Origin of the sequence: Erwinia sp., assembly GCF_049696395.1 — a bacterium.
Lineage (GTDB): Bacteria > Pseudomonadota > Gammaproteobacteria > Enterobacterales > Enterobacteriaceae > Erwinia.
Window position 1 is genome coordinate 37,700 of the sequence record NZ_JBAVTT010000005.1, and the last position, 12,737, is coordinate 50,436.

Annotated in this window: 11 protein-coding genes; 5 read left to right on the forward strand and 6 right to left on the reverse strand. The window is 55.6% G+C overall.

Annotated elements, in window-relative coordinates; all coding sequences use genetic code 11:
* Positions 1-222: 222 nt before the first annotated feature.
* Positions 223-1,245 (forward strand): LacI family DNA-binding transcriptional regulator, encoded by a 1,023-nt coding sequence (locus WCC56_RS00595; protein WP_424690499.1) that lies wholly within the window; start codon positions 223-225, stop codon positions 1,243-1,245.
* An 86-nt stretch (positions 1,246-1,331) separates the two neighbouring features.
* Positions 1,332-1,661 (forward strand): DHCW motif cupin fold protein, encoded by a 330-nt coding sequence (locus WCC56_RS00600; protein ID WP_424690500.1) that lies wholly within the window; start codon positions 1,332-1,334, stop codon positions 1,659-1,661.
* A gap of 34 nt (positions 1,662-1,695) precedes the next feature.
* On the opposite strand, the gene uxuA is transcribed toward WCC56_RS00600, so the two are convergent.
* Positions 1,696-2,880, reverse strand: a complete 1,185-nt coding sequence (uxuA, locus tag WCC56_RS00605) for a mannonate dehydratase (RefSeq protein WP_424690501.1) — start codon at positions 2,878-2,880, stop codon at positions 1,696-1,698.
* A gap of 187 nt (positions 2,881-3,067) precedes the next feature.
* On the opposite strand from uxuA, the gene WCC56_RS00610 reads away from it, so the two are divergent.
* On the forward strand, positions 3,068-3,757 hold the full coding sequence (locus WCC56_RS00610) for a FadR/GntR family transcriptional regulator (RefSeq protein ID WP_424690531.1): 690 nt from the start codon (positions 3,068-3,070) through the stop codon (positions 3,755-3,757).
* 54 nt (positions 3,758-3,811) lie between these two features.
* Here the strand turns inward: WCC56_RS00610 and WCC56_RS00615 are convergent, their stop codons facing one another.
* The 4 genes from WCC56_RS00615 to WCC56_RS00630 all read right to left on the reverse strand — a co-directional run bounded on the left by WCC56_RS00615 (position 3,812) and on the right by WCC56_RS00630 (position 8,316).
* Positions 3,812-4,882: an AI-2E family transporter gene (locus tag WCC56_RS00615; protein WP_424690502.1), complete on the reverse strand. Its 1,071-nt coding sequence runs from the start codon at positions 4,880-4,882 to the stop codon at positions 3,812-3,814.
* Positions 4,883-4,944: 62 nt separating this feature from the next.
* A complete protein-coding gene (locus WCC56_RS00620) occupies positions 4,945-6,612 on the reverse strand; it encodes an ABC transporter permease (protein WP_424690503.1) in 1,668 nt (555 codons plus the stop codon).
* Positions 6,613-6,643: 31 nt separating this feature from the next.
* The gene (locus WCC56_RS00625) at positions 6,644-7,615 is read right to left on the reverse strand and encodes an ABC transporter substrate-binding protein (protein ID WP_424690504.1); all 972 of its coding nucleotides are present in this window, start codon (positions 7,613-7,615) and stop codon (positions 6,644-6,646) included.
* A complete protein-coding gene (locus WCC56_RS00630; protein WP_424690505.1) occupies positions 7,612-8,316 on the reverse strand; it encodes an ABC transporter ATP-binding protein in 705 nt (234 codons plus the stop codon). The genes WCC56_RS00625 and WCC56_RS00630 overlap by 4 nt, the downstream gene beginning before the upstream one ends.
* A gap of 257 nt (positions 8,317-8,573) precedes the next feature.
* Between WCC56_RS00630 and WCC56_RS00635 the strand changes: the two genes are divergently transcribed.
* Positions 8,574-9,794 (forward strand): MFS transporter, encoded by a 1,221-nt coding sequence (locus WCC56_RS00635; protein ID WP_424690506.1) that lies wholly within the window; start codon positions 8,574-8,576, stop codon positions 9,792-9,794.
* 107 nt (positions 9,795-9,901) lie between these two features.
* Here the strand turns inward: WCC56_RS00635 and WCC56_RS00640 are convergent, their stop codons facing one another.
* Positions 9,902-10,720: a TIM barrel protein gene (locus WCC56_RS00640; protein WP_424690507.1), complete on the reverse strand. Its 819-nt coding sequence runs from the start codon at positions 10,718-10,720 to the stop codon at positions 9,902-9,904.
* Between the two features lie 493 nt (positions 10,721-11,213).
* Here WCC56_RS00640 and WCC56_RS00645 point away from each other — a divergent pair, with 493 nt between their 5' ends.
* Positions 11,214-12,719: a CoA-acylating methylmalonate-semialdehyde dehydrogenase gene (locus tag WCC56_RS00645; RefSeq protein WP_424690508.1), complete on the forward strand. Its 1,506-nt coding sequence runs from the start codon at positions 11,214-11,216 to the stop codon at positions 12,717-12,719.
* Positions 12,720-12,737 lie beyond the last annotated feature (18 nt).

Here is a 12,737-nt window from a genome sequence, read left to right on the forward strand (position 1 = left end):
GAAAAATGTCTACCGCATGAGTGATCGTTTTTGGCCGAAAAAAAGTCAACGCAAAGGCCCATCGGCATTCTCAAAAAATGCGTTAAATCACAGATTTAAATGAGGTGAATGCCATCAATTAGCAGCAATAAGCAGGAAATCATCAGCTTAGCCTTAGTGGCTGAATGGGCGCGTTGAACTATGATGAGAAACACCTCAAGAGCAACAGATGTGGAGGCAACGATGCCTGACAAAAACAGCTGGAAAGGGCCAACCATCGCCGATATAGCTGCCGAAGCCGGGATAAGTATGGCTACCGTGGATCGGGTGCTGAATGCCCGTCCCGGCGTGCGTGAAGTCACCAGGAAAAAGGTCAAGCTGGCGATACAGCGACTGGGCGGTAAATGGGATGAGAACGGGGTAGCAGGACAGCGGCGGCGCATTGCCTTTATCTGCGAGTCCGGCACCAGCTTTATCAGCCTGGTGGAGCAGGAAGCGAGGCGCTATATCGCCGCGCATCCTGAAATCGCCTTCAGTTTTGACAGCGTGCCGAATGTGCAGGTGAATACCGAGCGCTTCAGCCAGTTGATTACCCGAAGGGCGGCAGAGTCGGAGGCGGTGTTACTGGTCTGCCGGGACGACGCCAAAATCAATCGCGCCGTACGTGAAGCGATAGAGGACGGCGTGCATGTGATCTGTCTGACCAGCGATCTGCCCAATTCTCGTCGCAGCGCCTATGTCGGTCTGGATCAGATCAGCACCGGGTCAACGGCTGGTTGGTTGATGGGCCGTATGTTGCCGAAACAGAGCGGCAATATTTTGCTGATTTTCAGCTCAACTTACCGCACGCAGGAAGAGCGGGAGGTAGGGTTCCGGCGGGTATTGCGCGCCGAATTTCCGCATCTTACGGTGGTAGAGCGGGTCAATATCAACGATGAATCGGAAAGCTCATACCAAAGCGTCAAAAAGTTTCTGGCCGACAATCCGCCAATGGCGGGCATTTATAATATGGCCGGAGGGAATCGCGGCGTTGCTAAGGCATTAACGGAAAAGGGCCTGGCGAGCGAGGTGGTGTTTATTGGACATGAGCTGAGCGACTACACCCGCAGCCTGCTAGAAACTGGCGAAATGGACATTGTGCTTGGGCATGATATCCAACGGGAAATTGAGCACAGTATTGAGGTTATCGACCGTTTACGCACCGGTGAGAGTATTCAAAGCATAAACACGCCTTTACTGATTTACACCAAGTACGCGCATTTTTAAGCCGTTGCGGGCCTAAATTCAGGAGGACATGCTTATCACCCTGTTGTTATGCTGCGATAAGCCCCCAAACCAAGGTAATCAGCACGATGAAGATGAGCGACATTCCGTTTGGTACTACGGCCTGGTCTGCGCTGGCCGCCACTGAGCATCCAGGCGAAACCGGTAAAGCGCTGTGGCGCACGCAGCATTTCGGCGATGTTCGCGTCAGAATGGTGGAATATACCGCTGGTTATCTGGCGGATCACTGGTGTTCCAAAGGGCATATTCTGCTGTGTCTTTCCGGCGAGTTGCACACGGAACTGGACGATGGACGGGTATTTTCACTGACGGCAGGGATGAGCTATCAGGTAGCCGATCGGGCCGAGGCCCATCGCTCCTGGAGCCCTACCGGCGCTCAGCTGTTCATTGTTGATTAACGGAAAGGCCAGACGACTGTCTGGCCTTGTAAACTCAGTCGTTAAAATAGATCTGTTTCAAAGCCACTTCCACACCGCGAACTTCCGCTAACCCTTTCAGGCGACCAATGGCTGAATAGCCAGGATTGGTCTTTTTGTGCAGGTCATCAAGCATCTGGTGACCGTGGTCGGGCCGCATCGGGATCGCGCGCTGGTTCCCCTGCTGACGGCGACGCTGCTCTTCCGCCAGAATCACCTTCACCACGCCAACCATATCCACATCTCCGCCGAGATGAGCGGCTTCATGGAAGCTTTTTGGGTTCGCTTCGCGCAACGTAGAGCGCAAATGGGCGAAGTGAATGCGGTTAGAAAACGTTTCGGCCATCTTCACTAAATCGTTATCTGCCCGCACGCCGTAGGAACCAGTACAGAAGGTGAAACCGTTATGCACACTGTCTACCGTCTCTTTTAACCACTGCATATCTTCCAGCGTGGAGACAATGCGTGGCAGACCGAGGATCGGACGCGGAGGATCGTCCGGGTGCACGGCCAGCACAATCCCGGAAGCTTCTGCCACCGGAACAATGGCTTGCAGAAATTCGGCCATATGCTCACGCAGGCCGGCTTTATCGATGCCGTCATACTGGGAAAGCTGAGCCTGGAACTGCTCCAGCGTATAGCCCTCTTCCGCGCCCGGCAGACCGGCAATAATGTTACGGGTCAGCGTTTCAATGGCTTCCGGCGTCATGGCGTTGAAGTGGTCAGCCGCTTCTTTCTGCTCCTGCGCGTCATAATCCTGAGTGGCGCCCGGGCGTTGCAAAATATGCAGCTCAAAGGCGGCAAAGGCGACATGGTCAAAACGCAGCGCTTTAGCACCGTCCGGCAGGGTCCAGGCCAGGTCGGTTCGCGTCCAGTCCAGTACCGGCATAAAGTTGTAGCAGACGGTATCAATGCCACAGCTGCCCAGATTGCGGAGCGACTGCTGATAGTTAGCAATGTAATGCTGATAATTCCCGCGCTGCGTTTTAATCGACTCATGGATCGGGATACTTTCTACCACCGACCAGAACAGCCCTTTTTCGGCCAGCAGAGCCTGACGGGCTTTGATCTCGTCTACTGGCCAGACTTCGCCATTAGGAATGTGATGCAGTGCAGTGACGATGCCGGTAGCGCCCGCCTGACGGGCATCGTCCAGCGAAACGGGATCGTTGGGGCCATACCAGCGCCATGTGTGTTCCATGCAGAGCTCCTTAAATAAGCAGGAAAAACCGTTTCCGGCCCAGTGGTCAGGCCGCTGGACCAAGAATAAAACGCAACGGCAGGGGCGTGCCGTGATCTGGATCGCAGGTTTAGCCGCCGGGCAACGTCAAAAAGCCTCACGGCTTATGCTAAGCTGCCTGCCAGATTGCCCGGCAGGAGATCGGATGATGGAGTTACCTACCCTAAAACCAGAACGACTTTACCGGCAGATTTCCTCGCTGCTGATTGGCTGCATCCGTAAAGGACAGTTTGCGCCGGGCGCGATGCTGCCAGCGGAGCGCGAGCTGGCAAAGCAGCTGGGTGTCAGCCGGTCGTCAATCCGTGAAGCGCTGATTGCGCTGGAAATCACCGGTTGGGTGGAAATCCGCACCGGCAACGGCGTTTTCGTCAGCACCCTTTTGCCGAAAACGGACGCGCCGCTGGTGGAAGATGAGTTCAGTCTGAAGTCGCTGATTAACGCCAGATTATTGTATGAAGGGATGACCGCCGAACTGGCAGCGCGGAATGGCACCGAAGATCAGCGCGCAGAGCTGAAGGAAGTGACTCAGGATTTAATCCAGCTGCACGTCAATGACGAGAAATTTCTGCGCGAGGATAAGCGCTTTCATCTGCTGATTGCCGAGATGACCGGCAATGAAGTGCTGGCCGAGATGATGGAATATCTGTGGAACAAGCGCAAAAGCAGCCGTTTTCTGCGGCTGGAAAGCCACTACGCCGAGAGTGATTTCCCCCGCGAGATGAATCAGGATCACGCCAATATCACGCAGGCGATTATTGAACGCGATCCCCAACGCGCCAGAGCCTGCATGGAACGGCATATCCAGCACGTTTATAACCGACTCTTTACCGAACAGTAATTTCTCCGGGACTGCGGCGTGTCGTCTTCACTCTCGATGACTCCACGCCGGTTATCAGCTCGCCGACTTCGTTCTGGCAATGACCTTTTTCTCTTTAGGCCTGCCATTCCCCAGCAGGATTGCCAGTTTGTTTCCGCCCGGCGTGGTTTCCATCAGGATTTTACACACGCTGGTTAGCGGGACGGAAAGCAGCATTCCCACCGGCCCAAGCAGCCAGCCCCAAAAAATCAACGACAGAAACACCACCAGGCTGGACAGTCCCAGACCTTTGCCCATTACTCGCGGCTCCAGCATATTGCCGAACAGCATGTGAATGGCGGTAAACAGCACCGCGACCATCGCCGCATCAAACACGGTGTTGAGCAGCAGAGCCTGAATCAATGGCGGAATACCGGCAATGACCGGGCCGATATTGGGAATAAAGTTCAGCACGAAGGCGACAACACCCCAAAGCAGGGCAAACTTCACCCCCAACAGAAACAGCGCCAGCCAGACTGCCGCGCCGGTAATCAAACTGATCAGCGTTTTCAATGCCAGATAATGGGTGACGCCTTTCAACGCTTTATGCAGACCGGCAATGCGGATTTTGGGGTTAACCAAGGCAAAACGCAGCTTGTAAGGCAGGTGATGGACCTCAAACAGCATAAACACCACGGTCATCAACAGCAGCACAATATTGGTCATGGCACCGGAGAACTGGCTAAGTACCGTGGTTGCCATATCCATCAATGAGTTAGGGTCAAGTCGTTCCACCATGCGATCGGTCGAAAGGTTGAGATGAAAGGTGGCAGCAAAGTGCTGAACAATGCCCAGCTTATGCTCTGCCTGAGAACGAATTTGCGGATAGATATCGCTGAATTCATTGACCGACCCGGCTATCATCGCCACTAACAGGCCAATAATGACCAGCACGCCCAGCATTACCAGGCTGATTGCCATGCCTCGCCTGACGCCTTTGCGCATCAAAAAAGTGACCAGCGGGTTCAGGACAATAGCCAAAAATATGGCCAGTAAAAACGGCACCAGAATCTCTGATGCCGCTTTGATGCCCGCCAGAATCACAATCAGCGTGGCCATTTTCAACAGCATATTCTGCCCGATCTTTTCCTGCTGCAGTTCGCTCATTCCCTCTCCAGACCTTTATCAGATGCGTAAGTTTAACGCCTCTGAACAGTCTCAGGCTGCTTTTAGGAAAGATCGGAAGCTTTTCCCTGCCTTTGCAGCAGGGCCAGCGCTGCCAGCATCAGCACCAGGCTTACCGTCATGGCGATGCTGGCCATGGCCATCCCCTGACCAACCGAGCCTTGTTCAAACTGGCGCCAGATAAATACGGCGACAGTTTGCGTCCCGGCTGGGGCCAGCAGTAGAGAGGTGACTAACTCACGGGAAGCGATAGCAAACACCATCAGCATCGCCGCCAGCAGGCTTGGAAAGACTAACGGTAAAATGATATGGCGAAGCGCCTGCAATGAACTGGCACCGTGCACGCGAGCGGCAGGTTCCAGATTGCCACCAATCTGTTTCAACGCGCTGCCAACATAGCGCACCGGCCAGGGCAGCAGAATGCAGCAATACGACAGCAATAAGATCGCCCAGCTGTTATAAGGAGAAACCGGCCAAAACGATCGGTTCCAGAGCAAGATCAACCCCACGCCAACGACCACGCCAGGGATAGCAGCGGGCAGAAGGGAGAGGGCATCAATGATTTTCGCCCCGCGCATTTTGCCTTCGACTACCAGCCATGCCGCCAGAAAGCCCAGCACACCAGTGATCGCCGCCGCACCCAGCGCCAGACCCACGCTGGTGGTGAGGGCTGCCAACGCTTCGCTTTGCTGCGCAAACAGGGCGACAAAATGGCGATCTGTCAGGTTCGCGAAATGCACTCCGCCAGACAGCGTAGACATCAGCGCGGTGACGAAGAGCGAGGAAAGCGGCAGGGCGACCACCATCAGCGAGACCAGGGTAAACAGGACTGTCACTGGGGTCTGCCAGCGGCCCAGCAGAACCGGGCTGCTCTGCGCGGGTTTGCCGGTAATACTGGTCACCTCTTTATTGCCGGTAAGCTGTTTTTGCAGCGTAAAAGCACCCAGGGCGATCAACACGAGGATCACTGAAAGCAACGATGATCCGGGCAGATCGATGGGCCAGTCTGCAAGTCTTTGCTCAATGCCGACCGTCAGCATCACTACGCCAGCGCGCGGGCCGAGTGCCGCAGGCACGCCAAACTCCTCAATCGCCAGGGTGAAGGCCAGCAGCACACCTGCTGCCAGTGCGGGCAGCGCCATCGGCAGCGAAATATGCCAGAACGCCCGCCAGGCGGAAGCGCCATGCACTCTTGCAACAGTCGCCAGCCGTTGACCGCTCGCCAGCATGCTGCGGGACACCGCAAAGTACACCACCGGGAAAATGTTCAGCGTCATGATCAGCATAATGCCGGTCTGGCTGAACAGCAGATTGTTGAGGTTCGGCCCGCCCAGCTGCATCAGGTAGCCATTCTGTTGCAGCGCCAGCATCCAGCTCAGCGCAGCGATATAGGGCGGCGTAAGAAACGGGATCAACAGCATCAGATCCCAAAAGCGGGCCAGCGGCAGATGAAATAAGCCTCGCAAGGTTCCCAGCGGGATCCCCAGCAACGCGCTGAATAGCGCAACGCCAACGCCGGTTTTCAACGTACCCAGCAGTAAAGTGGGCAGCTCAGGATCCTTTAACAAGGTGGGAATAGTCGAGAACGCACCGGCCAGCGATCCTTCGCTCAAAGCCGGGAACAGCGCCTGAAGCAGAATAAACAGCAGCGGCAGCGCCACCAGAACACTCAAAAGCGCCACGGTAATCAGTGGCATCAGGCGCAGTTTCACAGGCGTATTTCCAGTGCGTGTAACGACGGAATCACTGGGCAAATAATTTGCCGAAGCGCTGAAGAACCGCCGCGCGATCGCTGTTGCCATCGCTCTTCGCTGGCAGCAGTTTCAGGTCGCTGAGCAGCGGGCGTTTAGCGCCAATATCTGAGCGTGCAGGCATCAACCACGCACTCGCTACGGATTCCTGGCCTTCCGGTGACAGCACATAATCAATGAAGGCTTTGGCATCTGCTGCGTGCTGAGTGGATTTGAGGATCATCATCGGGCGCGGTGCCATGACTGTGCCGCTGCTCGGGAAGATCACCTTGATCGCTTCGCCATCCTGAATGCTGCCGTAGGAGACATAATCCACCGCGCCAAATACCGCGGCTTTGGCCCCCTGTAAAACGGGCGTCAGCGCCTGAGCATTCGGCCCGCTGATCACCATGCCGTTGGCTTTCAGCTTATCGAACAGCTGCCAGGCGCCGTCACCCATGCCGTTCTGCAGGCCAATCAACAGGTCCAGTGAAGCGCCAGACATCGAAGGATCTGGCGTGGTGACCTTGTCCTTAAACTCTGGCGTGGTCAGGTCGGCCCACTCTTTCGGCTCCGGCGTGCCGCTTTTGGTGTTCCAAACGATACCCAGTGCCGAAATGCCCTGAGCAACGTAAGAATCACTCTTCAGCGAGTCCGGCACGTTAGCCGCGTTGGCGCTTTGATAAGGCAGCAACCAGCCACGCTGTTGCAGCTCTTCTGCGGTGTCCCACGAGGCGGAAATCAGCACGTCTGCCAGCGGGTTGGCCTGCTCGGCTTCCAGCCTTGCCATCACCTTGCCGGTGGTGGCCTGGAAAATATTCACTTTCACGCCGGTTTGCTTTTCATAACCCGCGGCAAGTTTTTTGGCCAGTGAACCCGGACCGGCGGTATACACCGTCAGTGCGCTGGCATCATTTATCATCATGGCGGAGGTGAAGATCATCGCGAAGATGGCTCCTGTTTTTTTAGTCAACATGGATTTCATGCTATTTCCCCAGAGAATGGCGTGACGGCCTGAATGGACGTCACAGAACCTTGTGACAAGTGAACAATGCGGTCGGCGAGCACTTCGGCTTCGTTGCGATCGTGGGTGACATACACCGCAGTGGTGCCCAGCTGGCTCAACAGGCTGCTCATTTCACGGCATAAGGATTCACGCAGATCGCGGTCGAGGTTAGAAAGCGGTTCGTCAAACAGCAGAATACTGGGCTCGGCGATGATGGCTCGTGCCAGTGCCACGCGCTGCTGCTGGCCGCCCGAAAGATCGGCAGGGCGGCGCATCGCAAAATGGGCCAGGCCTACGCGCTCCAGGGCGATCATGGTTTTTTTCAACCGCTCCGCGGTAGCCACTCTGCGCATCAAGAGCGGGAAGCCGACGTTCTGGGCCACCGTCATATGCGGCCACAGCGCGTAGTCCTGAAAAACCATGCCGATGTCACGCTGTTCCGGGGGAAGCGCGCTTCGCGGGCTGGCAATCAGCCTGTCACCAAAGTGGATTTCGCCTTGCTGGGGGTGCAGCAGACCCGCCAGTAATTTCAGCAGTGTGCTTTTACCGCAGCCCGAAGGACCCAGCAGCGCCACGGTGGTGCCGCCTTCAACCGTCAGGTCCAGCTGCTGCAATACAGGGTGATCGCCGAAAGCATATTGAATGCCCTTCAGCTCAATTCTGGTCGGAGTGCGCGTCATAAGGCGGCCTCTTCAGATAACAGGCACAGCCTACAGCCCGTCAGCCGCAGCTGAGGGTTAACGCTCTCCTGGAGGAAAATCAGGGGAGCCAGCATTTTTTATCCTCTTTGGGATTTCATTAAGGCGGCAGTATAAGTGGGCTATGTGACGGATTTATGGCGGCAATTGTAACCATCCTGTAAACGGGGGATGACAGGCGGGGGGGAATTCGCGGTATAGTAAAACCTCGAGTTTTTGCCAACAGAGTCCCGATCCCCATGCCTGAGCAACCTGCGATGGAGCCTGCTCAAAGCGGTTTACGCTTGAATCTGCGCATCATTTCCGTAGTGATTTTCAATTTTGCCAGCTACCTGACCATTGGGTTGCCGCTGGCGGTGCTGCCTGGTTATGTCCATGACGTGATGGGCTATAGCGCCTTCTGGGCGGGATTAGTTGTCAGCCTGCAATACTTCGCCACGCTGCTTAGCCGGCCCCATGCCGGTCGCTATGCCGATCTGTGGGGGCCTAAAAAAGTGGTGGTGTTCGGGCTGTGCGGCGCTTTCCTTAGCGGTATTTGTTATGCGCTGGCCGCATTCGGCGCGAGTATGCCGGTGTTCAGCCTGGTAATGCTGTGCCTTGGACGCGTTATTCTGGGTATCGGGCAGAGCTTTGCGGGTACGGGCTCCACACTGTGGGGCGTGGGGGTTGTCGGGTCGTTGCATATCGGCCGGGTTATCTCCTGGAACGGCATCTTCACCTACGGAGCCATGGCTATCGGCGCACCGTTGGGGGTGGGGATTTATCAACTGGGCGGTTTGATGCTGCTGGCGGGGATCATCATTGCTATCGCGTTAATCGCCATTGTGTTTGCCCTTCCCAGACCAAACGTCAAAAGTAGCAAAGGTAAGCCGCTGCCGTTCCGTGCCGTGCTGGGCAAAATCTGGGGCTACGGCGTGATTCTGGCGCTGGGGTCAGCGGGTTTTGGGGTGATTGCGACCTTTATCACGCTCTTTTATCAGGATAAAGGGTGGGAAGGCGCCGCCTGGGCACTGACGCTGTTCAGTGGCGCCTTTGTCGGCACGCGACTGCTGTTCCCTAACGCCATTAACCGACATGGCGGGCTGGCGGTAGCGCTGGTCTGTCTTGCTGTAGAAGCTATTGGTCTGTTTCTGGTTTGGGGATCGGTTGATCCGTGGATGGCGAAGCTGGGGGCCTTTTTCACGGGTGCAGGTTTCTCGCTGGTGTTTCCTGCCATTGGCGTGGTGGCAGTCAAAGCCGTTCCACCACAGAATCAGGGCAGTGCGCTGGCCGCCTATACCACGTTTATGGATCTGTCATTAGGGATTACCGGGCCGCTGGCTGGGTTTGCGATGAGCTATCTCGGCGTGCCGGTTATTTATCTGATCAGCGGTGTGCTGGTCTGCATAGCGATGCTGCTGACGGTCAGACTGAAACGGCTGTTGAAGGTCGAAAAAGAACAGCTGGTGGAGATGTCCTGAGCCCGAATCTGTGCCGGCAGATTGGGGACTGAAAAAAACGGCGGCAGTTCGACGGCTGCCGCCAAAGTGACACAGATAAGGTGAGGGGCGTTACCCCTCGTTATTTGTTATTTATCCTGCAAGAGTGCGATGCTGCGGCGGATCTCACGCTCAATATCCGCCGCTTTCCAGTTATCCATTACCGAGGAGAAGGGCTCGAAAGCATAGATTCCCTTATAGCCCATCCGTTCCAGACGCTGCACCTGAGCGGCCGTCTTCAGCACATCGCCTTCTGTCAGCATAATGCGCTCTTCATCGGTCAGTTCACTGGTCGGGCGGCTGTCTTCCACGCCGGACAGGTGGATTAGCCCAATCGCGTTGATATCAATACCGGCGGTAAATTCTTCTTCAGCCTTCTCGTACAGAAAATGGTGGAAGGTATCCAGCACCAGACGGAACGGCACCTTGGCATCACGGATCAATGCCTGTGCTTTTACGCCAGAGCGCAGCGAACTGACCGGGAAGCCCAGCGGCTCAACCAGCCCTTCAATGCCATACTTAGCAAACAGCGGCCCGAGTTTTTGCAACGCAGAGAGCGTCTGTTGATCGGATACCGGCGTGCCGTCGTTCAGCGGGCAGAGCACCAGGGCTTTGGCACCGACGCCCTGAGCATCTTTCAGCAGGCCTTCTGCTTTTGCCATTAACGCCTCGTCAGCCTGATTAAACGGGTACAGGGCGTTGATGGTGACAATCTCCAGATCGTAGCGCTGCGCCAGCGCTTTGACTTCAGCATGGCTCAGCTTGTCGGTGACGCTGCCGCCGGGCATATCGTTGCGCAGTTCAACTTTGTTCAGGCCAAGCTTATTCACCAGCTGGAAAAACTGTTCGATGCTGAGGCTGGGGGCAATCTTACGGTTAATACAAAAACGGGTAGGGTCAATCGCCATGGTACTGCTCCTGCAAACAAGGTAGAGAGGGATCAGATGAGGCCGTTATCGTGCAGAAAAGTGCGGCCTAAGGTTATGGCCTATAAAAGAACATTTATTTCATGTTTGGTGAATTATGAAATTTAAATTTTTGGATCGCTCTCGCAAAATTTCGTTTTTTTCCGGTTCACGCCGCGCAGATCTGGTGGTTTTGTGAGCCTGATCGCAGGGTAAAACAGCGGCGAAGGGATTGGCACTGAAAAGCCCATAAGCCGCGCCACCCTTAAGTTTCAGCCTGCTTTCGCTGGCAAGTCTCAGCGATCGGGCCGGGAACCGCCTCAGCCGGAAAAAATGCGATCCAGGCCGCTAAAAATGAATTTTCTAAAGTGAAATATTTGAAAAATTTATTCCAATATAATACTGTCCTTGCACGCATTCGGGATTTGTCCGGTCAGGTTGCCAGCGGCTTAACGCGGCAGCCCGCAGGGAATACTCACATCAAAGAGGCCAGAACATGACTATCGTAGGCAATTTTATTGGCGGAAAAACGTCTCAGAGCGCCAGCAATGAAACCATCCCAATTTACGATCCGGCTACCGGCAAACCGGTGCGCGAACTGACGCAAAGTACCGCAGACGAGGTGACCAAAGCTATTGAAGTGGCGCATAACGCCTTTGAAGACTGGTCGCGCACTTCTCCTCTGCGCCGTGCTCGTGTGATGTTCAACTTTAAAGCTTTGATGGAACAGCACCGCGAAGAACTGGCAGAGCTCATCGTCAGCGAGCATGGCAAAGTCTGGTCAGATGCGCTGGGTGAACTGACACGCGGTCTGGAAGTGGTCGAATTTGCCTGCGGCATCCCTCATCTGATCAAAGGTGAAAACTCTGCGGACGTGGCCACCGGCGTGGACAGCTACTCACTGATGCAGCCGCTGGGTGTGGTAGCGGGGATTACCCCGTTCAACTTCCCGGCGATGGTGCCGTTGTGGATGTTCCCGATTGCTCTGGCTTGCGGCAATACCTTCGTGCTTAAGCCACCGGCTTTGGACCCTTCAGCGTCCGTGCGTATGGCCGAACTGCTGACTGAAGCGGGCCTGCCAGATGGCGTGTTCAATGTGATCCATTGCTCTAACGAAGATGCTGAGCAGCTGTATAAAGATCCGCGCGTGCAGGCTGTCAGCTTCGTCGGTTCTTCAGGCGTTGCCGAACATATCTACAAAACGGCCAGTGCGCATGGCAAACGTGTTCAGGCCTTTGGTGCGGCGAAAAACCACGCCATCGTCATGCCGGATGCCGATCTGGAAGCGACCGTAAATGCCATTATGGGCGGTGCTTTCGGTTCAGCGGGCGAGCGTTGCATGGCGCTGCCGGTTGTTGTGGCAGTAGGCGACGACACCGCAGACAAACTGATTGCCGCTTTGACGCCACTGGTGAAAGCGCTGCGCGTAGGCCCTGGTATTCAGAAAGGCAGTGAAGAGAATGAAATGGGGCCGGTTGTCTCTGCCGCGCACCAGAAGAAAGTGCTGGGCTACATCGATAAAGGTGTGCAGGAAGGCGCGAAGCTGGTAGTCGATGGACGTAACTTCCAGGTGGAAGGCTACAACGAAGGTTACTACGTTGGCGGTACGCTGTTCGATAACGTGACGTCCGATATGGTCATCTGGCGCGAAGAGATCTTTGGCCCGGTTCTGAGCATCATGCGTGCGCCGGACTATGCCAGCGCGTTGAAACTGGTGAACAGCCACGAGTTTGGTAACGGTAGCGCGATCTTTACCAGCAACGGTCACACTGGCCGCGACTTCGTGCGTGAAGTGCAGGCAGGGATGGTCGGCGTGAACGTGCCGGTGCCGGTTCCAATGGCCTTCCACAGCTTTGGTGGCTGGAAGCGTTCCGTGTTCGGTGCGTTGAATGTGCACGGTCCGGACGGTGTACGCTTCTACACCCGAATGAAAACGGCAACCGTGCGCTGGCCAAGCGGCCAGAAAACCGTTTCCGAATTCAGTATGCCAACGCTGGGATAATTCATTCATTCCAAACCT